Genomic DNA, 23,528 nt, shown 5'->3' on the forward strand with positions numbered 1-23,528 from the left:
GTCCGGCCTCAACCCGGATCGACACGACCCGCTCGAACGAGAGGACTTGATGGCGGTTTCGGTTCATCACCAGCAGCAAGAGACGGACGGCAATGCCATCGAGCAGTTGATCGCCGCGACGCGCGAGGACATGGACAATGTCAACACGCTGATCCTCGAGCGCGCGCATTCGCATGTCGACATGGTCCCCGAACTGGCCCGCTATCTCATTGAAAGCGGTGGCAAGCGCCTGCGTCCGATGCTGACGGTCGCGGCGGCGCGGATGTTCGGCAATAGCGGTGGCTCAGCCGTGCGGTTCGCCGCGGCCGTTGAGTTCATGCACAACGCCACGCTGCTGCATGACGACGTGGTGGATGAAAGCGACATGCGCCGCGGCCGGCCCGCTGCACGGATGGTGTGGGGCAACAAGGCCTCGATCCTTGTCGGCGATTTCCTGCTTGGCCAGGCCTTCATGATGATGGTCGAAACCCGTGACGTCGGCGCCCTGGCTGTGCTGGCCGCAGCCTCTGCCGCAATGGCTGAAGGCGAGGTTTTCCAACTCGCGAAAACCAAGGACCTCGATACGACGCCCGAGGATTATGCCGAGGTCATTCGCGCCAAGACGGCAGTGCTCTTTCGTGCTGCGTGCGAGGTCGGCGCCATGGCCGGAGGCGCGGACGAGGCCGGGCGCGAGGCGCTGTCGCGCTATGGCCTGGAATTGGGCACCGCCTTCCAGCTCGTCGACGACGTTCTCGATTATGGCGGCCAGAGCGGCACGCTCGGCAAGAACGTCGGGGACGATCTGCGTGAAGGCAAGATGACCTTGCCGATCATTCTGGCGCTTTCCGATGCCACGCCTGCCGAACACCAGACGATCGCCAACACGCTCGGCAAGGCCGATGCCAGCGAGTTCGAGGTGCAGCAGGTCGTCACGATCCTGACGCGCTACGACACGTTGAGCCGCACCCTGAGCAAAGCGCACGAGCACGCGCAGGCTGCAATCGAAGCGCTCGGGGGGCTTGCGGACTCCTCGATGAAATCGATTCTCGCCCGCGTCGTCGAGCACAGCGTCAGCCGCGCCTACTAAGCCTCGGGCTGGATCAACGGCGCCGCCGCGACCCAATAGTCCGGCCACAACGCGCGTAGTTCGTGTGCTGCCTGATGCGCTTGGGCGCTAGAGCCAAAAACCCCGAACACCGTCGCGCCGGAACCGGACATGCGCGCCAGCATGCAGCCGGGAGATCCAGCGATCCGTTCGGTGATGGCGCCGATCTGCGGCACCAATTCCATCGCGGGAGGCTGCAGATCGTTGCGTGTCTCGGTCAGCCAAAGCGCAAGCTGAACAGGACGATCCATCGCCTCGGGCAACGCTGGAAGTGGCGGGTTGTCTCGCGACAGGAGCTTTCGGAATACCTCGCCGGTCGGCACCTCGATCAAAGGGTTGACGAGCACCACGCTGGCCTTCGGAAAGCTCTGCAAAGGCTCCAGAATCTCTCCCGCACCGCGTGCCAGAAGCGGCGCTGACACCAGGCAGGCCGGCACGTCAGCACCAATCTGCGCTGCAAGATCAAGCAGGCCATCGAGGGGAACCTCGCCTGAACTCGCATCGCGCAGCAAGCGCAAGGCCGCGGCTGCATCAGCGGAACCGCCGCCAAGACCCGCCGCGACCGGCAGGTTCTTCGCCAGCGTAAACGCCATCGGTCCTGGCGCGATGGACGGCCAGCGCTCGCGAAAGCCAGCCACCGCGCGAAGAACCAAATTGTTCGGCCCGGCAGTGAGGCCGGTGCCAAACGGTCCGGTGATCGCAAGACTGTCGTTTTCAGCCGGCACCGCTCGCAATTCATCGCCGATCTCGGCAAAGACCATCAGGCTTTCGAGCTCGTGATAGCCGTCCTTGCGCTGTCCCACCACATGAAGGGCCAGATTGATCTTGGCAGGCGCGGCCTGAAGCATTTCGCGTGAGAACACGCGCTCAGACCTCCGGCAACGGCTCGTCGTCCTCCTCGGCCACCGGGTCAGTGGACGTTTCCTCGGTCAGCCCGTTCTCGAGCTTGGGCGCCACGCGCTCGCTGACATTACCTTCTTCATCGACGGATGCCGCGATGTTCCACTGAAACCGCGCTTCGTCGCGACGGCCGGCCTTCCAGTAGGCGTCACCCAGATGGTCGTTGATCTCGGGATCGTTCGGCATCAGCTGTACGGCGCGTTCGAGCGTCGCAACGGCCTCCTCGATCCGGCCGAGCCGATAAAACGCCCAGCCGAGGCTATCGACGATATAGCCATCGCGTGGCTGTGCAGCGACCGCTGTTTCGATCATGCCGAGCGCCCGATTGAGATGCATGCCCATATCCACCCAGCTATAACCGAGATAGTTGAGCACCTGCGGCTGATCCGGATTGAGTTCGAGCGCCTTGAGGAAATCGTCCTCGGCGGCTTGCCAGTTGTCGTTGCGCTCATGCGCGATACCGCGCACGTAATAGAAGCGCCAATCCGCCGGGCTCTCGCCTCCGCTCAGTTCAAGAGCCTTGGTGTAAGCGTTCGCGGCCTCGGAATATTGCTCGTCATAGCGCAGGATGTCGCCAAGAACGGAAACGGCGTCGAGATCTTCGGGGTTTGTGGCAACGATGTTGCCGAGGCGGCGCAGCGCCTCTTCACGTTCGCCCATAGCATCGAGATTCTGCGCCACGCGCACGACGGCGGTCGGCTTCATCTCCGAGGTTGCAGAGATAGCATTATAGACTTCGTTGGCAGCTTCGCGGCGCCCGGCTTCATCGAAAAGCTGCCCCAGAGCCAGCGACAGGACATCGGCCGATGAATCGAGGTAGAGACCGAGCCGCAAATAGATCAGGGCCAGATCGCGGCTGCCATCGCGCGCTAAGGCAACGCCGATGCCGTGGAACATCTCTGCCGCACCGATCTGAACGTTCGCCGCGAACACGCCGGGACGCTGGCCACGCTCGATCATTTCCGCAACATTGCGCACGACAGGATGCGTCAGCCCCTGGTTGAAATACGCGTCAATCACCTGCTGTGCTTCGTCGAATTGACCGGCATTGGCGAGGACACGGGCATAGACCTCGACGATTCGGGCGACATACGGCTCGTTCTCGTAGGCCTCCCCGGCAAGTCGGATGGCCTTGTCCTGGTCCCCGGATGCCTCGGCAATCAACGCGCGGTGGAATACCAGGAAGTCAGCGAGCCCGGTTTCCCCGAGCGTCACGAGTAGCTGATCTGCTTCGTCGGCGCGGTCCATGCCCACCAGCGCCCAGGCACGCATCAACGTGCCGGTGATGGCAGTAAAGCTGTCCTGGCTCATGCCGGCGAGCCGTTGGCTGGCGGCGGAATAGCGACGTTCCTTGAGCGCTTCGGCCGCTACCACCAACTGCGCGAGCTGGTTGGCATTATCAAGCGTAAGCAGGTGTTTCGCGGTTGCGGCGGCGCGTCCGATCTGGCCATCTACCGCCTGACCGATGAAGGCGCGCTCCACCAGTATCGGGTCATCCCACGCGGCTTCCGCTGCCGCCGTCAGGTAGCGCGAAGCCTCGGCGGTGCGAAGATCCGAGAGCGCCTGCTGGCCAGCGACGTAGTTGCCGGTGACGGATTGCTGATAAAGCGGCAGGAATTCTCGGTCGCCACTCTGGGCAAAAGCGCTTGTCGCGCCGAAGAGCAGAAGGGAAGCGGCTACGGGGCGCAGCAATTGGCCGAAGGTCATGTGCACGTGTAATGTCTCTCCCTAGAATGGCGACTGCGCGACGCTCTCGCGCGCGGTCACGACAGTGGCCAGAAGATGGGCCATTTTGCGGCCATCTCGCAAGTGCATGGCGTACCCGTTGCGGTCACATTCCGCTGTAGTTCGGCCCGCTGCCACCTTCAGGCGGCACCCAGGCGATGTTTTGCGCCGGATCCTTGATGTCGCACGTCTTGCAGTGGACGCAGTTTGCCGCGTGGATACGGAAGACCTTTTTCCCATCGGTTTCGCCGATTTCGTAGACGCCCGCGGGGCAATAGAGGGGCGCCGGCTCGCCATAGATCGGCAGATTGTGCTCGATTGGAACCGTCGGATCGTCGAGCCGCAAATGTACCGGCTGGTCCTCGTCATGCGAAATGTTGGCGAGGTGTACGGAGGCCGAGCGGTCTCTGGTGAGAACGCCATCGCCCCGCTCATAGGAAAGCGGCTCCACCTCGGAAAGCGGCTTCAGCGCCGCGAAATCCGGCTTGTTGTGGCTCAGGGTTCCGAGAGGAGACGCGCCGAACAGCGCCTGGCTCCACAACTCCATGCCGGACAACGCAACCCCCAGACGGGTTCCGAAGCGTGACCACAGTGGCTTGACGTTGCGCACCGGTTTCAGTTCGGCGGCGATGCCGGTTTCCATCACCCGGTCCTCGAGCCTGTCGATTTCATCGTGCTGGCGCCCATCGGCGATGGCGGCGCCGACGGCATCTGCCGTGGCGATGCCGGAGAACATTGCATTATGGATGGCCTTGAGGCGCGGCGCATTGAGGAAACCCGCAGAACATCCCATCAGCGCCCCGCCCGGGAAGGCGAGCTTTGGGATGGACTGCCAGCCCCCAGAGGTCAGCGCACGCGCGCCATATGAAATGCACTCGCCGCCGTCGAGCATGCCTTCAAGCCTCGGGTGCTTCTTGAACCGCTGAAACTCGTCGAAGGGAGAGAGCGTGGGATTTTCGTAGTCGAGATGAACCACAAGCCCGACGTAGAGCTGGTTGTTCTCGGCATGATAGACAAACCCTCCGCCCGAAGTTTTGTCGTCGAGCGGATAGCCGAGGTAGTGCTCGACGCGCCCGAGCTCGTGGCGGGTATCATCAACCTGCCAGATCTCCTTGATGCCCAGCCCGTATTTTTGCGGCGCCCTGCCCGCTGCGAGATCAAACCGCTCGATCACCATTTTGGCAAGGGATCCGCGCGCGCCTTCGCCGAGAAGCGTGTAGCGCGCCTCAATGCCAACCCCTTGGGCGTAGCCGTCCTTCGGGTTGCCGGCCTGGTCGACGCCGAGATCGCCGGTGATGACACCGGTCACCGCGCCCTCTGGCGAGGTCAGCACATCGACCGCAGCGGTCATTGGAAAGATATCGACCCCAAGCTCGGCCGCCTGCTCGCCGAGCCACTGGCACAGCCGGCCAAGGCTGATGATCAGCGCGTTTCTCGTTTTCATCTGCGGCGGCAGTATTTGATGCGGAAACGCAAAGGCCTTGCTGGGGGTGAGATAGAACATCTCATCGCGTGTCACATCCGGGCCGACGGGCGGATTGCGCTGGCGCCAATCCGGAAACAACGCCGCAAGACCCGCCGGGTCCATCACCGCGCCCGAGAGCACGTGACCGCCGATCTCTGCGGCTTTTTCGAGCACCGTAACCGAAAGCTCCGGCGATTTCTGCTTGAGCCTAATGGCGGCGGCAAGACCTGCAGGGCCTGCCCCGACAATCACAACATCGGTTTGCAGCATCTCGCGCTCGGCCGCGTCGGTCATGCCGTTCCTGCTCCTTGCAAAGCGGCTGTGACTGGCCGCGAGGGTGGGCATGTGACATAACAAACTCATGCCGGCCAACCAAACCCTCAATCGCGATCAACTGCTCTCGGTGCTGGAATGGTACAGCGCCGCAGGGGTCGATACGGCAATCGGGGAAGAGCCGGTCGACCGCTTTGCGCAGCAACGCCAGGCTGTCGAAGCGGCTCTCAAGCCGCGACAGCGCGCAGAAAGCGCGCCTGCGGCGACGCCACCCGTGCCGGCCAGCGATCCTTCGATGAGTTCAGATCCGGCTGAAGCGCGCGCCCTCGCCAAGGATTGCGCAACTCTCGAGGCGCTGGAGGCGACGCTCGAGGCCTATGATGGGTGCGGGCTCAAGCGCCGCGCCACGCAACTCGTCTTTGCGGACGGCAACCCCAATGCCGAGATCATGCTGATCGGCGAAGCACCGGGCGCGGAAGAAGACCGGCAGGGCAAACCGTTCGTCGGGCGCTCCGGCCAGTTGCTCGACCGCATGCTCGCTGCCATCGGCCTCGATCGAAGCAGCGTTTATATCTGCAACACCGTGCCGTGGCGGCCACCCGGCAACCGCACCCCGACCCCGGAAGAAATGGCGTTGTGCCTGCCATTCATCAATCGCCAGGTAGAACTGGTAGCACCGCGACTGATCGTGACGCTCGGAGGGCCTGCGATGAAGACCGTGTTCGATACCAGTGAGGGCATCCTCAAGCGCCGTGGGCACTGGGCCAACATCACTGTCGGCTCTCATCAGGCCGAGGCGATGCCGACCCTCCATCCGGCCTATCTGTTGCGAACACCCGGCGCCAAGCATCAGGCATGGCGCGACATGCTCTCGCTCAAGGCCAAGATGCGTGAACTCGGCATGAAAGCACCGCACGATTGATTTGAGGTTCAGCTTGACCGGCAGCGCGACGCACAGCAGTGTCGCTATATCTGGTTCGTTCAGGTTCTCGTTTCATACCAATGGCTTCAGTGATAAAGATTTATGCCCTGTTCCTGGGCTCCGCCCTCCTCATGTTCGGGGGCGGCCTGCAGGGGCTGCTTCTCTCCGTGCGTGGCGCGGAAGAAGGGTTTTCGCTGTTGGCGCTGGGCCTCATCGGCACCGGATGGTCCGTCGGCTTCGTTGCCGGTTCCATCACCGTGCCGATGGTGGTGCGACAGGTGGGGCATATCCGGGCCTTCTCGGTCATGGCAGCCATTGGCACCATCACCATCCTTCTGAACCTGCTGTGGATCAACGACGTCAGCTGGATCGTCCTGCGTGCGCTGTCCGGGTTCTGCTTTGCCGGCGCGGCGATGATCGTCGAGAGCTGGCTGAACGAAGTGGCGGACAACCGCAGCCGCGGCACGATCTTTTCGATCTATGTGACCATCAACATGGCCGCCTCGACCATGGGGCAGATCGCCATGTCGGTAACGGGAACGGCCGGATACCTGCCATTCGTCATCGGCGCCATAAGCTTTATCTGTGCGGTGATGCCGACGGCGCTGACCTCGAGCCCGCAGCCCAAGCCGATCTCGTCGGCAAAGCTTGATCTTCGCCTGCTCTATCGCACCTCGCCTGCTGCGGCTATCGCGGCGTTCTCCGTAGGCATGGCGAACGGAGCGTTCGGCACGCTCGCGCCCGTTTATGGTTATGAGCAGGGGTTCGACGCGGCGGGCATCGCCTTTTTGTTCGCGATCACGGCAATTCTCGGTGCCGTTGCACAGATCCCTGTCGGCCGTCTCTCGGACCGCATCGACCGGCGTATCGTGCTGATCGCCATGAGTGGCCTCGCGGCGTTGGTGGGGGCCCTGCTCTTGCTGATCAACCCCACCCAGGGCGCGCTGATGTTCGTGCTGTTCGCGGCCTACGGCTTTGCTGCCAACCCGATCTATGCTGTCGCGGTCGCGCATGCCAACGATTTCGCCGAGGATGGCAATTTCGCCCGTATCGCCGGCAGCATGCTTTTAATCCTTGGCACCGGGCTCGCGATCGGACCGGCTGTTGCCTCTATGGCGATGGGCATGTTCGGGCCGGTGGCTCTGTTCTCCATAACCATGGTATTTCATACGATCCTGGCCGTTGCCGCCTACTTGCGCATGCGGGTGCGGACTGCCAAGGATGCCTCGGAACGCGAACCGTTCCAGCCGATGACGATTCCGCGCGGCGGAAGCCCGGAAACGTTCATGCTCGATCCGCGAAGCGAGCAGAGTGCCGATGCCGAAAGCACTACCGAGGCAACAGGCGATGACCCGGTGGCTGATGGAGCGGAACCCGATACCTACCTGGCTGATCCGCCAGCCGACCCCGAAGCCTCCACTGCCCCCGAGGCAGAGCCGGAAGACAAGGACCAAACCAATGTTCAAGAGCGCCCGCAATCCGGATCGTGAGTTCGTCGCTCTCGGCATCGGCGTCATCGCGGTGTCCGATACCCGTACCATCGAGACAGATACCAGTGGTGCCTTGCTGGTCGAATTGCTCGAGGCGGATGGGCATCGGTGCGTGGGGCGCCAGGTCGTCCCGGATGACAAACAGGCGATCAGGGCAGCGGTTCAGTCACTCGTCACGCAAGATGATGTTAACGTCGTGCTAACCACAGGTGGCACCGGCTTTTCGGGACGTGACGTGACTCCAGAGGCCATCGAGCCGCTGTTCGACAAGCGCATGGACGGCTTTTCGGTGCTGTTTCACCAGTACTCGGCAACGACTATCGGCACCTCGTCACTACAAAGCCGCGCGACCGCCGGCCTGATCGACACGACGTTCGTATTCTGCCTGCCCGGCTCGCGCGGCGCCTGTCGTGATGCATGGGAGGGCATTCTCTCCCAGCAGCTCGATTACCGTCACTCCCCCTGCAACTTCGTCGAACTGATGCCGAGACTGACCGAAAGATAACGCCGGCATGCGCTCGGCTTTCGGGTGGGGCGGCAACACCCGATGCGCACCGATCTGGGGGGCGCCGGTATCGCTTGGTCTGCACGGCGCAGCAATCACTGTCCTGGGCCTGGCGCAGGCGACACAACCCGAGCCGCCACGGCCAGTGCGCAGCATTGCTGTCGAGATCCTGAGTGAGAGCCAGTTCCTGAGCCGGACAACACCGGTGGCGCCGCAGGTGAGCCAGCCGGACGCCCCGGATCTCGTTGCTCAACCGGAAGCAGCCAAGGATGAAGCACTCTCGCCCAGAACGGCTAAAGAGATAGCAGCCGCGCCCTCCGGCGAGCCCGAGATGATTTCAGCCGACCAGTTCTACGCATCCGCTGTTCTGAACAATTCGGCCAATACCGAGGTCATCAATAACCTGCCGCTCCTCGCACCAAGCGAACAAACCGTCCAATTATGCAACATCGAGGCTATCGAACAGGTCAATGCCAGCGAGTCGGCACTCGAAGCCGATATCGTGGTGGGCTACGCCTACGGTGAGATTCTCGTCGACGACACCACGGTCGAAGTCGATGGCGGGGCACTGCGTAGCGAGCGGGAATGGTATCATTTCCGCTTTCGCTGCGAGGTTGCCCCTGACAGGCGCAGCGTCAGCCATTTCGAGTATGCCATCGGCGAACAGATCCCTCACGAGGAGTGGGATAGCCACTACCTCAATTCCAACGACGACTTTCTCGATTGAGAACGCTGTTCTTGTTTTGTTCCGTCCTAAGCACTACATTGTTCTCGTTGTTCGCGGAGACGATTCGCCTCCGGTCGCGCAGGGAGAACGCAGATGCCAGCCTTTCACGCTCCGTCTTTCGAGACCCTCGAAAAGCTCAGCCGCAGCCGTGACGCGGATCTGGCGCGGCGCGAGCTGGTTGACCCGTCACGCAATCGTGGCCGTGGCGTACAGTCGAATGGCGCTGGACGATTCGAAACGCATACCCGCGAACGCTTCGATGATGGCTGGTCGATGCCGGAGCCGCTGCCGATCTTCGAAACGATCGAGCATAATGAGCGCGCCCGCACGATTATCACGCGCAACGAAAGCCCGGATATCGGGTTCGACCGATCGATCAATGCCTATCGCGGCTGTGAGCACGGGTGCTCTTATTGCTTTGCGCGCCCGACCCACGCCTATCTCGGGCATTCTGCCGGCATCGAGTTTGAGCGCGACATCTACGTCAAGACCAATGCTGTCGAAGCCTTGCGCGCCGAGCTCGGCGCAAAGGGCTATAAATGCCGCCCGATCGCCATGGGCACGAATACCGACCCCTACCAGCCGGTTGAACGCAAGCACCGGCTGACCAGGCAGATCCTCGAAGTCCTTCGGGAAACCAAGCATCCGGTCACGATCACCACGAAATCGGCGCTGGTCGTGCGCGACCTCGATATTCTGTCCGAGATGGCTCGGGACGGACTGGCCAAGGTTGCGATCTCCATTACTTCTATGGACAACAAGCTGAGCCGCAAGATGGAGCCTCGCGCGTCGAGCCCGGCGCGGCGGCTCGAGGCAATCCGCCTGTTGAGCGAGGCCGGCGTGCCCACGATGGTAATGGCCGCGCCGATGATCCCGGCGATCAACGACATGGAACTCGAACGCATTCTCGATGCGGCGGCGGCGCAAGGCGCAAGCGCTGCGGGGATGATCCTCGTCAGGTTGCCCAACGAGGTACGCGATCTTTTTCGGGAATGGCTGCTTCGGCACTTCCCGGACCGGGTGCGGCATGTGCTTTCGCTGATCAGAGACACCAGAAGCGGACGCGACAACGATCCGCGCTTCGGCTCACGGATGCGCGGTGAGGGGCCGTATGCGGCCTTGCTGCAGCAACGTTTCGAGCTTGCCCGGGAGCGCTACTGCCTCAACGAGCGGCTGTCGGCACCGCGTACCGACCTGTTCGAGGCACCGCGGCTGGAGAGCGCGCAGATGAGCCTGTTCTAAGCGCTTTCAAGTCGAATTGGTTAAGCCCTTATTGCGGATAAGTTTTATCTGGAGCCCCGCGGTCGCTCTGTTGAGAGTTGCAAGATAGTTCTCGCCTCGCCAACCCCCGTCAGACGCTTAGTGCTCCTGCACTATACTTTTTTCATTTTGACAATTTTACTTGCTGCGTCATCCATCCTCTGCCTTACTTGCTTCCTGGATGGGGAGTACGACAGATGCTGAGACAGATCCGGGTTCTGGGGGTCGCGGCCCTCACCAGCGCTTTGCTTTGCGGCACCGCCTTCGCCGATCACATGACCGGCGTCTTCGTGGACACCAAGAACGGGACCTCGTTCATAGATCTCGTGCAGTCCGGCAATTTCCTGGAAGGCCAGATCACCGGCGATGCAGTGGGATATCTCTATGCCCAGCAGGTTGGTCAGGATGCCGCTGAAGGAATGATCAATATCAACAGCCGCGGCGAGATGCCCGTTGAGATCATGCTAGATGGCGAGTTTCTTGATGTGACTGTTTATTCTCCCTTGGAGACCGTCACGATAGAATTCATCAACGTCGAGTACGCAGCGTCAGCGCCAGCGGAAACAGAGGCCGACGATGTCGAGCAAACCGATCCTCGAGACGATCAGCAGGATGAGCCTGAAGTCGATCAGCAGAATACTTTGTCTGATGACACAGAAGATGCCGAAGAGACCGATGACGGTCCTCCCCCTGTCCCGACGCAAGCAAGCTATTATTATGTTGGTGATGGCGCCCAACAGGGGCCGGTTTCTATCGAGGAGTTGACCTCGCTTATCGAAGAGGGCACGGTCAGCGCTGATACACTGGTGTGGAAGCGCGGCGAAGCCGATTGGGCTGAACTCGAGACCCTGCCGGAGCTTGCCGAACTCATCCCGCCGCCCGTCCAGTACTACGTCGCCATAGACGGCGCCCAGCAGGGACCGATGCCTGCAGAGGACGTGGCCCGCATGATAGAGGCCGGAGAAATAGGCCGCGATACGCTCGGATGGACGAGTGGAATGGCCGATTGGATGGCCTTCTCGCAGATCGAGGCTTTTGCCGATGCGTTTGGAGGTCCGGAGGTCGTCTCGCAGGATGACGAGCATTCGACCCCGGAGGCTGAAGACGCTGGTCACGGCGATGATGATCATTCCCACGAGAACGAGATGGGGGAGCCCAACGAGGATGACCCACCCTCTCGATCAGAGGACGAGGCAGACGCCGAAGCCGGACTCGACGCGTTGCTGAGCCAGGTGCGGGAAGAGTACAGTGTTCCCGAAAACGTCGCTCAGCCCTTCGATGCGTGCATGACGCGGGGCCTCGATGCACTGTCCGCCGAAGATACGGCCATGGTCAGTTCCGGCAGCTTCGGCGAGGACGACCAGTGGGACGCGCTTTTTGACAACTATCCAGGGCTATCCGAGGCCCTCAACAGCTGCGTCGACCGCTATGGCCAGGAGACCATACGGACGGCACTTCCCGACGGTCGCATGCTCATTGTATCCGGCAATGGCGAAATGGCGAGCAGTGAAGACGGTGACGCCCGCTCTGTTTCGGTTGACGGCAAGACGGTCCGCTATGCCGATGAAACCCTGACGATTGACGGCGAGAGTGTTGAATACCCGGCGTTCGAGTACGTCCTCGAGGTCACGTTCGCCCCCGATGGCAGTTACGAACTCGAAGCGGACGGCTAATCGTAGGTGGACAGACGCCTTGCATAGGCCTGCATGAAGTCGATCGAGGCGATCACGCCATGCATAGAAAACTCGACGGATTGATGTGAGTCTGCCTCGCCGACCGGTATAAGCATCGTGGCACGCGCCTTATCGCGCATGGCATCCAGCAGCACATCGAGTTTTTCGACATTACTGACGAAGAACTGATTGCTGGTGTTGTAACGCGTTTCCAGATCGCCCCCGAAAGCGAACTGCATTGGCACGCTGTCGCTGAAACGTAATGTCAGCGGGCGGGTCTGGTCGAGCGTTGAGCCCTCTGTCGGTGCGAAGGTAAACGCCACATCGAGATCCCCATCGAGCCGGTCGAGGATCAGAGTGATCTTATAGGCTGGCAGACCCGCGGCGTTGAGCTGCTGGCTTCCGGTAGAGGCAAAGCATGACGTGCCGTAATAGCCGGTTTCGCCCTCGACAATTTCATCGGGACAGGCTGCCAACCAGTCGCGATTGTATTCACGCCACTCTCCAAATGAGTGATGGAAAGGCTCTGCTGAAGCGGCGGCCGGAAATAGCAGCAGCAGACTCAGGCAGATAGACATGCGCAGCGACAGGGTCATGCCGGCCTCGGCTCGTTGTGATTGCGCAAGTCTATATCAGGCCTTGCCGTTTTGGCAGGCTGCTTGCAGGTTCGTGACATGCTTAGTGATTCCATCGATACCGTCGGCCCGACTTTTGCGCATGAGGCCGCAGCACTCGCTTCAGGTGCGCGGGTGGTTGCCGGCGTCGATGAAGCGGGCCGCGGGCCGCTCGCCGGGCCGGTGGTGGTCGCGGCAGTGGTGCTCGATCCGGCAAACATTCCCATCGGGCTCGATGATTCAAAAAAGCTGACGGAAGACCGGCGCGAGGCGCTGTTCGAGGACATTATTCGCTCGGCCAGCTATGCCATCGTGACCGCCCCGCCTTCGATCATTCTTGCGCGAAATATTCGCGGGGCAACCTTATGGGCGATGGCGGAGGCGGTGCACCGTTTGCCGCGCGTGCCGGGCCGGGTGCTTGTCGATGGCCGCGATATTCCGCCCGACTTGCCCTGCGAAGGGCTTGCCCTGGTGTCCGGCGATGCGCGCAGCGTTTCAATTGCAGCAGCTTCTATCCTTGCCAAGGTCACGCGCGACAGGATGTGCAGGATCATGGATTGCGACGCGCCTGATTTCGGCTTTGCAAGCCATAAGGGCTATTCGAGCCCCGCGCATATGACTGCGCTGAACACGCACGGACCCTGCCGGCACCATCGCGCCGCATTCGCCCCGGTTGCTGCCGCCCGCCTGTCACGCACGGTGACGGTCGAAGAGAGCCAGGGTGGGCTGGACTTGGCGATCGAGGAAACGCTCGAGATCAGGGTGCGTGAAGCCTCTTAACGAAGCGCTCACCATTTGAATTAAATGCGACTTAACCCTGTGGCGGTACAACGGAATTGTTAGTACTGCGTTAGGGTTAAGTGTATGTTGCGTAAGGCGCGTTCGGTCAGCTCGACCGCTGCGATGGGAGCTCGTAATCTCCCTCTCGACACCATTCTCGTGGGCGACAGTATCTCGCACATGAACGGCCTGCCGGCAGGATCGGTAGACCTCATATTCGCCGATCCTCCCTATAATCTGCAGCTCGACCAAGGGCTGACGCGACCGGACCAGAGCCGCGTCGATGCGGTGGACGACGACTGGGACAAGTTTGAGAGCTTTGCCCATTACGACACGTTCAGCCGTGAGTGGCTGGCGGCGGCGCGGCGGGTGCTGAAACCCGACGGGGCGCTATGGGTCATTGGCTCATATCACAACATCTTCCGGCTCGGTGCGGCGCTGCAGGACCTCGACTACTGGCTGCTCAACGACGTCGTGTGGCGCAAATCCAATCCAATGCCGAATTTCCGGGGCACCCGGTTCACCAATGCGCACGAGACCCTGATCTGGGCCGCGCGCAGCCAGAAGAGCCGTGTCACCTTCAATTACGAGGCGATGAAGCTCAGCAATGACGAGACGCAGATGCGCTCGGACTGGCTGTTTCCGATCTGCACAGGCGCAGAGCGGTTGAAAGACGAAGACGGCGAGAAGGTGCACCCGACCCAGAAGCCCGAAGCGCTGCTGTTTCGCATCCTCAATGCCACGACCAATCCAGGCGACGTGGTGCTCGACCCGTTCTTCGGCACCGGCACGACCGGTGCTGTCGCCCGCAAGCTCGGGCGGCACTTTATCGGAATCGAGCGCGAGGAAAGCTACGTTGCGGCAGCCCTCAAGCGGATCGCATCGATCCGGCCGGGCCAGCGCGAGGCGGTTCAGATCACGACGCCGAAGCGCCGCGAGGCTCGGGTCCCATTTGGGTCTCTCGTAGAACAGGGTTTGATTGAACCGGGCACGCAACTTTTCGATCCGACACGACGTTACTTCGCCATGGTTCGTGCAGACGGCTCACTCGTCTCCGGTCCGCACCAAGGGTCCATCCACAAGGTGGGCGCGCTGGTTCAGGGGGCCGAAGCATGCAACGGGTGGACCTTCTGGCATCACGAATCCCGGGGCCGTACAGCTCCGATTGATGAATTGCGGAGCAATATCCGGGCTCAACTGGAATTGCTCTCTGCCTGATCCCGACCTCCAATCAGTCAGGCATTTTATCGCCGGCCCTTAGTGGCCGGCGTTTTTTTTGGTCAATCGAGCGCCTGAGCGAGGACTTTCCTGAACAAAGACGGCAGCGCCTCCGAGCGCGCGTCGCGTGGATCGCTCCACCAGCCATCAGTGAGCTGCGAACGATCATCAAGAACAGTGCGCCAGACTTCGAGCTCAAGCCTGAAATGCGTGAAGACGTGCACAACGCGTCCGCTCGGGTGCCAGTCGGCCTCGATTGGATAGCCAGGGCCCGTCGGTTCCGGCAACCACTCGCTGGTCGGAACCTCGGTCATTGCGGCAAGAAGGCCGGTATCGGGTCTGGTGCGCAGATACACATCACCGTCGCGATCACAGATGACGTAGGCGTGCCCGTAGCGCACGGGTCGCTCTGCCTTGGCCGGCCTGACGGGATAAGCCGTCGGTTCACTCTGAGCGGCAGCACAGCAGTCGGGCTGCAACGGACACAGCGTGCACAGTGCGGTGCGGGGCGCGCAGATGGTTGCACCGAGGTCCATCATCGCCTGCGCGAAGTCCCCTGCCCTTGCCGGCACCGCGCGTTGCAATTCGCGCCGCAACAATGGTTTGGCATCGCGGACCGGGGTTTCGAGCGCCAGATAGCGGGCAAGGACACGTTCGACATTGCCATCGAGAACCGCGACGGGCTCATCATGGCAGATGGCAGCTATCGCCGCGCTGGTATAGGCGCCAATTCCGGGGAGCTTCATCAATGCCGCAGCATTGTCCGGAAAAACGCCCTGATGCTCGTCTACGACCACCTGTGCACAGGCATGCAGGTTCCGCGCGCGCGCGTAATAGCCGAGCCCTGCCCACTCGACGAGCACCGCCTCGCGCGGGGCGGCGGCGAGCGCTTCGACGCTCGGCCAGAGTTCAAGGAAGCGCAGATAGTAGCGCGTTGCAGCGCCGATGGTTGTCTGCTGCAGCATCACTTCGCTGAGCCAGACCCTATAGGGGTCGGGTCTCACGCCCTGCCGCCGAGCCTCGGGCGAAACTCTCCAGGCAAGCGTGCGGGCGTGCCGATCGTACCAGTCGAGGACACTGGTGGAATTTATCGCAGGTGGTTGAGAGGCATCCGTCATCATCGCGGATGTGATCCAGACGGGCGGCGAATGCAAGCGCTCTCGCCAGCGTCTAGGCGCGGATCGAGCGGAATGCTAGAGGAGTGGCGATGAGCAAGGCCCCAAAACAGATCAAGCGGCGCAACAAGGCGGTGGGCGTTGCAGAAGCGCTCGGCGGCGTGCTCGATCCGGCGCTGAAAAAGCGCGGCTTCGCCAGCCGGGACCTTCTTGAACACTGGGTCAGTATTGCGCCGCCTCCGTATGATCAGGTTTGCAGGCCGGACCGTCTGAGCTGGCCGCGCGGCGAACGCAGCGCTGAAGGAGCGACGCTCGTTCTGTGCTGCGCCGATGGGCACGGACTGGCCGTGGCGCATGACGGCGCGCGCATAGCGGCTGCCGTAAACCGTTACTTCGGGTATGTGCTTGTGCGCGAAGTGCGGCTGTCGGCGGCGCCGTTCATGCCGCATTCAAGTGACGGCGCCAAAACTGCAGAGGGTCCGAGCAGCGAGATCCGCGCCGCGGTGGGCCGAATGGTCGATGCGATTGAGGATGAAGGCCTGCGCGAAGCCTTGAGGCGGCTGGGGCATAACGTCATGACGAATGAAAAGTCGACACGCCGCTGATCGTTCACCCCTGTGTGAACAGTGTGCCTACTTGCGGACACCATGACCACGTGTAGTGTCCCGTCAAACAAAATGGAGCGTTACCCGTGAAGCTTACCCGTCGACACACCCTGGCCCTCGGGGCTGCCGCCACCGCGATTGGTCTTGTTGGACTGCCGGCAGTTCAGGCCGCGGAAGGCGATGTTGTCAACCAGGACGCGCTGATGAACCCAGCGGGGGGCCTGTCGGATCATGTGCTCGGGGAGGAAGACGCTCCCGTCACCATCATCGAATATGCCTCGCCGACGTGCCCGCATTGCGCGAGCTTTCACAACGAGGTCTACCCGCAGCTCAAGGAGCAGTACATCGACACCGGCGAGGTGAAGCTTATCGTACGCCCGTTCGTGCGCAACGTGCTCGATGCTGCGATCTTCATGCTGGCCGAGGCCGCGGGCGAGGACAGCTACCACAACGTCATCGAGACCTATTTCAACACCCAGATGACCTGGGCCACCTCGGAAGCGCCACGCGATGCGATCTTCGAGATCGCTCAGGACCTCGGGTTTACCCAGGAAAGCTTCGACGCTGCCTTGACGAATCAGGAGCTGTTCGTCGCCATGGAAGCCATGCGCGAGCAGGCGCTCAATGATTTCGGGCTTGAGGGCACACCGACCTTCTATATCAACGGCAAGACCCTGAGCGGAGGCAAGACGCTTGAGCAACTCACGGCGGAAATCGACCCGCTGCTCAACTGATCGGGTGCCGGTCACCGGCACGCGTCCTCTTGCGTCGTCCTATTGCACCCCGGTGTCCTGCACCGGGGTGTGTGCTTTTCCGGCCATGCGAACGCGCGAGGCCGGCGCATGAAGTTCCTGCGGCTCAAACTTGTCGGGTTCAAATCCTTCTGCGACCAGACTGAGCTTGTCACCGAGCCGGGGCTGACGGGGATCGTTGGCCCTAATGGCTGCGGCAAGTCCAATCTCGTCGAAGCCATGCGCTGGGTGATGGGCGAGAGTTCGTATAAGGCGATGCGCGCATCCGGGATGGACGACGTGATCTTTGCCGGGGCGGCGAGGCGGCCGGCGCGCAATTCCGCCGAAGTCACGCTGGTTCTCGACAATACGGACAGGACAGCACCGGCCGCTCTCAATAATGCCGACATTCTGGAAGTAACGCGCCGCATCGAGCGCGAGGCCGGCTCGGTTTATCGCGTCAATGGCCGCGAGGTGCGGGCGCGCGACGTGCAGCTGCTGTTTGCGGACGCCTCGACGGGCGCGCATTCCCCGGCACTTGTACGGCAAGGGCAGATCGGTGAATTGATCGCCGCCAAACCGACGCAACGGCGCGCGCTGCTTGAAGAAGCTGCAGGCATTTCAGGGCTTCATTCGCGCCGGCACGAGGCGGAATTGCGCCTGCGGGCAGCGGAACAGAACCTCGAGCGGGTCGATGATCTGGTGGCGCAACTGGAGCGCCAACTTGAGGCGCTGAAGCGCCAGGCGCGGCTCGCTGTGCGTTACCGCTCTCTCTCGGGCGACATAAGACGTGCCGAAGCGACGCTTTATCATATCCGCTGGGTTGCGGCGCGCGCCGCCGAGAAGGAAGCCGAAGCCGAGCAGGCGCGGCTGATCCGCGAGCTGGCCGACGCCACCCATACCGAGCGTATGGCACAGCAGCAGGCCGAGGCGGCGGACTCGAAACTGCTGCCTTTACGCGAGCAGGAGGCTGCGGCCGCGGCCGCATTGCAGCGCCTGACCATACTCGCCGAACAGCTCGAGGCCGATCGGCGCACTGCCGAGCGCACGCGCGCAGACCTCGAAACCCGACTGAAGCAGCTCAGCACCGACAGCGAGCGGGACCGCGCCCTCGTCAGTGACGCCAACGAGACACTGCAGCGGCTGGCTGAGGAGCAAACGCATTTGCTGGCTGAAGCCGCAAGAGACGAAGCCGCTATTACCGAGGCCGACACGAATGCGGCGCAGGCTGGTGAGCGGGTCGACGCCGCAGACGCAGCAGCCCAGGCTGCGATGGACGCGGCGGCGCAGGCGCGTGCGCAACGTCAGCAGGCTGAGCGCAACGCGGCTGACGCCGAACGACACGTGGCAAGGCTGCGTGAACAGCTGGCAAGGATGGAGCGCGAGGCCGCGAGGGTGGCGGATAGCAAAGGCGTCGAAGCACAATTGGCGGAAAAGGGCCGTGCACTCGAGGCGCGCCGGACGGAAGGCGCTGAAACGGAGCGCCTGGCGCTCGCAGCCGAGGACGCGAGTGCTGCCGCCCAGAGCCGGCTCGATGAAACAAGACCACGTCTCGAAGCGGCGCAGGCAGAACTAACCCGCCTTGAGGCCGAGGCGGCAACACTGGCTAAGCTTCTTGATGTTGGGACTTCGCTATGGCCCGCGATCGCTGACGAACTTGATGTGGAGCCTGGGTACGAGACCGCGCTCGGCGCTGCTCTTGGGGATGATCTCGAAGCCTCGGCGGATGCGGGGGCACCGCTACACTGGTCCGAAGCGCTTGATGCCTCCGATGACGCGGCGCTGCCACAGGGCGCCGAACCGCTCTCGCGCTACGTGTCCGGCAGTCCTTTGCTCAAGCGGCGGCTCGATCAGATCGGACTGATCGACAAGGTGGACGGGCCGGGTCTGTTGCAGGCGCTGAAGCCCGGCCAGAGGCTTGTGACCCTGGCCGGCGACATGTGGCGCTGGGATGGGTTCATCGCGGCGGCGGATGCGCCGAGTGCTGCCGCCCAGAGGCTGGCGCAACGCAACCGCCTCTCCGAACTCGACGAGGAGTGCGCGCGCATGCGCGCCGAGCGCAACAATTGGCGGCGCCAGGTGGACGATCTGAAGGCGACGCTTGAAGCCGCGCGGGCTGAGGAAAAAGCGTCGCGCGATCGTTGGCGCACCGCACAACACGCCATCGGCAAAGCACAGACAGAGCTCGAGGCGGCGCAGCGCGCTATGAACGCGCTCGAGAGCCGGCGCATCGCGCAAGAAGAGGCGCGGCATCGCCTCAGTGAGCAATTGGCCGAGGCAGAGCGTAGCGAGCACTCCGCCAGAACGGCGCTCTCGGAGGTGCCGGAGACGGAAGCCCTCCGAAAGACGGCAGAAGCGTTGAGAACGGAACTCGAGGAATTGCGCACACAGGCGGAAAATGCGCGCCAGACGCTCAACTCCCGACGCTCGACCGCGGAGGCGCGACGCAATCGACTGCACCAGATAGAGCGCGAACTTGAAGCCGCCACCAAGCGTGCAGCGGATGCCAGCGCGCATCTCGGTACGCTTGAGGACCGAGCCAATGATCTTCGAGGCCAGCTTACGGCGCTGACCGAAGCACCGGACAGCTTCATGGACCAGCGCAAGGCGCTCGAAGAGCAGATCGAGCAGGCGCGGATTGCTCACAAGAGCGCTTCCGACTCGCTGTCGCATGCGCAGTCGCAATTGCGCCAGACCGGTTCCGACCTCAGGGCGGCAACCGATGCTGTCGCTAACACCCGCGTCGCCCTGGGGCGCGTCGAAGAACGGATGAAGGCCGCAATCCTGCAACGCCAGACTATCGAGAAGCAGGTTGGAGAAGCGCTTGGCGTATCGGCACATCGTACGCTCGAGATTGCCGGCATCAAACCGGAAGAGGCACTTCCGCAGGAGACCGCGACAGCGCAGAAACTTGAGCGATTGCGGGCCGAGCGCGAGCGGCTGGGCGGCGTCAATCTTTCAGCCGAGCGGGAAGTCGAGGAAACCTCGGAGCGGCTCGACACGATGGTACGGGATCGCGACGACCTGATCGCGGCGATCGCAAAGCTGCGGCATGGTATTCAGACACTGAACAAAGAGGCGCGGGCGCGGCTGTCCGCGGCCTTCGAGCAGGTGAACGGGCATTTCCAGGATCTGTTCACAACGCTGTTCGGCGGTGGGCAGGCCGAACTCAGGTTTGTCGATAGTGACGATCCACTCGCGGCGGGGGTCGAGATCTTCGCGTGCCCGCCCGGCAAGAAGCCGCAGATCATGACGCTGCTGTCCGGTGGTGAGCAGGCGCTGACGGCCATGAGCCTGATTTTCGCCGTGTTCCTCACAAACCCGGCGCCGATCTGCGTTCTCGACGAGGTCGATGCGCCACTCGATGATGCGAATGTCGAGCGGTTCTGCGCGTTGCTCGACTCCATGCGACGACGCACCAATACGCGTTTTCTGGCGGTCACCCACAATCCGATCACCATGAGCCGGATGGACAGGCTATTCGGCGTGACCCAGGCCGAACGCGGCGTCAGTCAGCTGGTTTCTGTCGATCTCAGCACCGCAGAATCCTTTCGAGAGGCAAGTTGATCGGCCCGGGAAGTGCTGACACCTTGCCGCACCCGGGCCGATACTGAAAACCTCTAGCATTGTCAGTTAGTTAGACGTTCACACGGCGGCTTGACACCCTCCTGACGCCCCCTTATGTTGCGCGCGATCCAAAAAGGCGGCTCGGAAACCGAGTTAGCTGCCGGACGAGGAGCCAAGCGGTACATGAACGAACCGCGTGACACCGAAGGTTCTGGCGAGCGCGCCAAGGGAGTGACGGGCGACCTCGAGTCGCGTATCGCTTCCGCAAGACGGAGCCGCGAGGCAGGCGACAACAGATCGTCTGCGCGCAGTTCGGGGGAGATGACTGGTCTGGCGCGCGGGTTGCGCATCGGGTCCGAGTTCGTCGCAGCGATCCTGGTGGGTGCGGGGCTAGGCTACCTCATCGACCTGGGTCTAGGGTCAAGCCCCTGGGGCATGCTCATCCTGTTTGCGATGGGTTTTGCCGCTGGAATACTGAACGTCATCCGCGCGGTGACAGAAATGAACGCCGCCGCGCCTGTTGCGCCGCCGGGAACCGGTACGGGACCTGACGACAAGACGGGCAAAGAGCGGAATGAGACTAGATGACGTCGAGCAAGGGGCGGACACTTGGCTGGTACTGATCCTATCCACCAGTTTGTCATTGAAGACATTTTCCCGATCGCCACGATCGGCGGGGATGGTACCGAGGGCAGCGGGCTGCACTTCGCGTTCACCAATTCCGCGCTGTTCATGGTGGCGACGGTCGCCATCACGTTCCTTTATCTGGTCCTGTCCAGCAGTCAGAAGCGCCTGGTACCGAACCGGCTGCAGCTGACATCGGAGCTATTATACGAGTTCGTGGCCAATATGGTGCGAGGCAGCGCCGGCACCGAGGGGATGAAGTTCTTCCCGCTGGTGTTCTCGCTGTTCACCTTCGTGCTGGTCGGCAACATGCTCGGCATGATCCCGTACTTCTTCACGATCACCAGCCACATCATCGTCACCTTCGCGCTGTCGATGCTGGTTTTCCTCACCGTCATCATCTACGGCTTCATCAAGAACGGCCCGAAGTTCCTCGGCCTGTTCGTGCCCGCTGGCGTTCCCGGCTACATCCTGCCGATCGTGACACCGATCGAGATTATCTCGTTTCTCTCGCGTCCGATCAGCCTGTCGGTTCGTCTGTTTGGCAACATTCTTGCCGGTCACATCACCCTCAAGGTGTTCACCGGTTTCGTCGTCACCATGATCCCGATCGGGTTCTTTGGTGCCGCCGGCTCGATCCTGCCGCTTCTGATGGGCATTGCCCTGACCGGCCTCGAGTTCCTGGTTGCAGCAGTCCAGGCCTATGTCTTTGCGGTCCTGACCTGCATGTACCTCAACGATGCGATCCATCCGTCGCATTAATCTCAACCGCAAGATCAGGGCGGGTGTTCCGCCTGACAACCCGCTCAAAGCTCTGAAAGGACTACAAAATGGAAGCTGAAGCCGCAAAGTTCATCGGTGCCGGTATTGCTTGTTTCGGCATGGCCGGTGCTGCTATCGGCGTTGCCAACATCTTCGGCAACTTCCTCTCTGGCGCACTGCGCAATCCGTCGGCCGCATCCGGCCAGTTCGGTAACCTGATTTTCGGGTTCGCCGTGACGGAAGCTCTCGGCATCTTCTCGTTCCTGATCGCCCTGATCCTGCTGTTCGTCGCCTAATTGAGTATCTCGCGGTGGCCGCATGCGGCCACCGCCCCTGCCCCGCCGCATGGCCGGGCATTTGCATTCATGGGATCCTGTAATGGCCAGCGAAGCGACAGAAGCCGAAACACCAACCGAAGAGAACCTCGACGCGGCCGTTGACGCCACGCATGGTGGCTCGGTGGGTGAAACGCATGCCGCCACTGAAGACCATGGTGGCACGTTTCCGCCGTTCGATCCGGCCACCTTCCCCTCTCAGCTACTATGGCTGGCGATAACCTTCGCCGCCCTCTACCTGCTGATGAGCCGTATCGCGCTGCCGCAGATCGGCGGCGTGATTGCCGACAGACGCGCTCGCGTCGACGCCGACCTCAAGGCTGCGGACGAGTCCCGTCGCAAGACGGATGCCGCAATCGCCGCCTATGAGGAGGCCTTGGCCAGCGCCCGTGCGAAAGCCCAGGGGATCGCTAACGAGACCCGCGAGTCGATCCAGGCCGATCTCGCCAGCAAGCGCGCAGCAGTGGAAGCCGACCTTTCGGAAAAGCTCACCGCCGCCGAGGCTCGCATTGCCGAGACCAAGGCCCAGGCGCTCTCTCATGTCGACGAGATTGCTGCCGAAACCGCTCAGGCAGTTGCCAGCCAGCTGATTGGCGATGTGCCGCAAGAGCAGGCTCAGGCCGCTGTTTCCCGCGTGAAGGAGTAAGTCGATGCCAGAATGGATGGATAATACATTCTGGGCGATGGTCGCCCTCGTCCTGTTCCTTGCCCTGCTCGCTTTCTTTGGCGTGTTCGGGTCGATCGGCAAGATGCTCGACAAGCGCATCAAACAGATCGAGGACGAACTCGAGGAAGCTCGTCGCCTGCGCGAAGAAGCAGCAGGTCTGCTGGCCGAATACGAGCAGAAGCGTGCTTCGGCCGAAAAAGAGGCCGAAGAGATCGTCACCAACGCCAAGGCTGATGCCGAGCGGATGACGGACGACGCTCAGACTGCACTGCAAGATCTCGTTGCGCGCCGTACCCGCGCGGTCGAGGATCGCATTGCCCAGGCAGAGAGCCAGGCAGTGGCTGACGTGCGTGCGCGTTCGGCTGACCTTGCGATTGAGGCGGCTCGGGCAATCCTGCAGGAAGAAGTGCCAAAGCGGGGCGATGTTTTGATCGACCAAGCGATCCAGGATGTAGGCAAGCGCCTCAATTAGGCGTATAGAAAATG

General features: G+C 62.1%; 22 protein-coding genes. 17 read left to right on the forward strand and 5 right to left on the reverse strand.

The window, feature by feature from the left end; translation table 11 throughout:
* Window positions 1-49 precede the first annotated feature (49 nt).
* A complete protein-coding gene (locus IE127_RS13900) occupies window positions 50-1,066 on the forward strand; it encodes a polyprenyl synthetase family protein (RefSeq protein ID WP_189426322.1) in 1,017 nt (338 codons plus the stop codon).
* Here the strand turns inward: IE127_RS13900 and IE127_RS13905 are convergent.
* The 3 genes from IE127_RS13905 to IE127_RS13915 all read right to left on the reverse strand — a co-directional run bounded on the left by IE127_RS13905 (window position 1,063) and on the right by IE127_RS13915 (window position 5,468).
* Entirely contained in the window at window positions 1,063-1,947 is an 885-nt protein-coding gene (locus IE127_RS13905) for a 4-(cytidine 5'-diphospho)-2-C-methyl-D-erythritol kinase (protein ID WP_244640202.1), read from the reverse strand. The genes IE127_RS13900 and IE127_RS13905 overlap by 4 nt on opposite strands.
* Before the next feature lie 4 nt (window positions 1,948-1,951).
* Window positions 1,952-3,691, reverse strand: coding sequence for a tetratricopeptide repeat protein (locus IE127_RS13910; RefSeq protein ID WP_244640248.1), 1,740 nt, complete (start codon window positions 3,689-3,691; stop codon window positions 1,952-1,954).
* A gap of 124 nt (window positions 3,692-3,815) precedes the next feature.
* Entirely contained in the window at window positions 3,816-5,468 is a 1,653-nt protein-coding gene (locus IE127_RS13915; protein ID WP_189426324.1) for an electron transfer flavoprotein-ubiquinone oxidoreductase, read from the reverse strand.
* A gap of 67 nt (window positions 5,469-5,535) precedes the next feature.
* Between IE127_RS13915 and IE127_RS13920 the strand changes: the two genes are divergently transcribed.
* From IE127_RS13920 to IE127_RS13945, 6 genes are all read left to right on the forward strand, one after another.
* Complete coding sequence (locus IE127_RS13920) at window positions 5,536-6,369, forward strand: uracil-DNA glycosylase (protein ID WP_189426325.1); 834 nt, start codon at window positions 5,536-5,538, stop codon at window positions 6,367-6,369.
* An 80-nt stretch (window positions 6,370-6,449) separates the two neighbouring features.
* A complete protein-coding gene (locus IE127_RS13925; RefSeq protein ID WP_189426326.1) occupies window positions 6,450-7,859 on the forward strand; it encodes an MFS transporter in 1,410 nt (469 codons plus the stop codon).
* Window positions 7,828-8,364, forward strand: a complete 537-nt coding sequence (gene moaB, locus IE127_RS13930) for a molybdenum cofactor biosynthesis protein B (RefSeq protein ID WP_189426327.1) — start codon at window positions 7,828-7,830, stop codon at window positions 8,362-8,364. The genes IE127_RS13925 and moaB overlap by 32 nt, the downstream gene beginning before the upstream one ends.
* 7 nt (window positions 8,365-8,371) lie before the next feature.
* On the forward strand, window positions 8,372-9,091 hold the full coding sequence (locus IE127_RS13935; RefSeq protein ID WP_189426328.1) for a DUF930 domain-containing protein: 720 nt from the start codon (window positions 8,372-8,374) through the stop codon (window positions 9,089-9,091).
* 93 nt (window positions 9,092-9,184) lie between these two features.
* Window positions 9,185-10,333 carry a PA0069 family radical SAM protein gene (locus tag IE127_RS13940; protein ID WP_189426329.1) on the forward strand — a complete coding sequence of 383 codons (1,149 nt, stop codon included), beginning with the start codon at window positions 9,185-9,187 and terminating at the stop codon, window positions 10,331-10,333.
* 215 nt (window positions 10,334-10,548) lie between these two features.
* Window positions 10,549-12,024 carry a DUF4339 domain-containing protein gene (locus IE127_RS13945; protein WP_189426330.1) on the forward strand — a complete coding sequence of 492 codons (1,476 nt, stop codon included), beginning with the start codon at window positions 10,549-10,551 and terminating at the stop codon, window positions 12,022-12,024.
* Here IE127_RS13945 and IE127_RS13950 read toward each other — a convergent pair.
* On the reverse strand, window positions 12,021-12,620 hold the full coding sequence (locus IE127_RS13950) for a hypothetical protein (RefSeq protein ID WP_189426331.1): 600 nt from the start codon (window positions 12,618-12,620) through the stop codon (window positions 12,021-12,023). The two genes, IE127_RS13945 and IE127_RS13950, sit on opposite strands and share 4 nt — an antisense overlap.
* 78 nt (window positions 12,621-12,698) lie before the next feature.
* Between IE127_RS13950 and rnhB the strand changes: the two genes are divergently transcribed.
* Both rnhB and IE127_RS13960 read left to right on the forward strand, forming a co-directional pair.
* Window positions 12,699-13,418 carry a ribonuclease HII gene (rnhB, locus tag IE127_RS13955; protein ID WP_189426332.1) on the forward strand — a complete coding sequence of 240 codons (720 nt, stop codon included), beginning with the start codon at window positions 12,699-12,701 and terminating at the stop codon, window positions 13,416-13,418.
* An 84-nt stretch (window positions 13,419-13,502) separates the two neighbouring features.
* Window positions 13,503-14,636 (forward strand): site-specific DNA-methyltransferase, encoded by a 1,134-nt coding sequence (locus IE127_RS13960; RefSeq protein WP_280516655.1) that lies wholly within the window; start codon window positions 13,503-13,505, stop codon window positions 14,634-14,636.
* 62 nt (window positions 14,637-14,698) lie between these two features.
* Here IE127_RS13960 and IE127_RS13965 read toward each other — a convergent pair whose 3' ends face one another.
* Window positions 14,699-15,757, reverse strand: coding sequence for an A/G-specific adenine glycosylase (locus IE127_RS13965; protein WP_189426779.1), 1,059 nt, complete (start codon window positions 15,755-15,757; stop codon window positions 14,699-14,701).
* Between the two features lie 86 nt (window positions 15,758-15,843).
* Here IE127_RS13965 and IE127_RS13970 point away from each other — a divergent pair, with 86 nt between their 5' ends.
* The 8 genes from IE127_RS13970 to IE127_RS14005 all read left to right on the forward strand — a co-directional run bounded on the left by IE127_RS13970 (window position 15,844) and on the right by IE127_RS14005 (window position 23,514).
* Window positions 15,844-16,356, forward strand: a complete 513-nt coding sequence (locus tag IE127_RS13970; RefSeq protein WP_189426333.1) for a DUF721 domain-containing protein — start codon at window positions 15,844-15,846, stop codon at window positions 16,354-16,356.
* An 86-nt stretch (window positions 16,357-16,442) separates the two neighbouring features.
* Window positions 16,443-17,090 (forward strand): DsbA family protein, encoded by a 648-nt coding sequence (locus IE127_RS13975; RefSeq protein WP_189426334.1) that lies wholly within the window; start codon window positions 16,443-16,445, stop codon window positions 17,088-17,090.
* Between the two features lie 108 nt (window positions 17,091-17,198).
* Window positions 17,199-20,654, forward strand: a complete 3,456-nt coding sequence (smc, locus tag IE127_RS13980) for a chromosome segregation protein SMC (protein WP_189426335.1) — start codon at window positions 17,199-17,201, stop codon at window positions 20,652-20,654.
* Between the two features lie 183 nt (window positions 20,655-20,837).
* Window positions 20,838-21,242, forward strand: coding sequence for an AtpZ/AtpI family protein (locus IE127_RS13985; RefSeq protein ID WP_189426336.1), 405 nt, complete (start codon window positions 20,838-20,840; stop codon window positions 21,240-21,242).
* Window positions 21,243-21,263: 21 nt separating this feature from the next.
* A complete protein-coding gene (locus IE127_RS13990; protein WP_189426337.1) occupies window positions 21,264-22,040 on the forward strand; it encodes a F0F1 ATP synthase subunit A in 777 nt (258 codons plus the stop codon).
* A gap of 68 nt (window positions 22,041-22,108) precedes the next feature.
* Window positions 22,109-22,336 (forward strand): F0F1 ATP synthase subunit C, encoded by a 228-nt coding sequence (locus tag IE127_RS13995; RefSeq protein ID WP_189426338.1) that lies wholly within the window; start codon window positions 22,109-22,111, stop codon window positions 22,334-22,336.
* Window positions 22,337-22,418: 82 nt separating this feature from the next.
* A complete protein-coding gene (locus IE127_RS14000; RefSeq protein ID WP_189426339.1) occupies window positions 22,419-23,021 on the forward strand; it encodes a F0F1 ATP synthase subunit B family protein in 603 nt (200 codons plus the stop codon).
* A gap of 4 nt (window positions 23,022-23,025) precedes the next feature.
* On the forward strand, window positions 23,026-23,514 hold the full coding sequence (locus IE127_RS14005) for a F0F1 ATP synthase subunit B family protein (RefSeq protein ID WP_244640203.1): 489 nt from the start codon (window positions 23,026-23,028) through the stop codon (window positions 23,512-23,514).
* Window positions 23,515-23,528 lie beyond the last annotated feature (14 nt).

The sequence above is a fragment of the Devosia pacifica genome (genome assembly GCF_014652635.1).
GTDB lineage: Bacteria > Pseudomonadota > Alphaproteobacteria > Rhizobiales > Devosiaceae > Devosia > Devosia pacifica.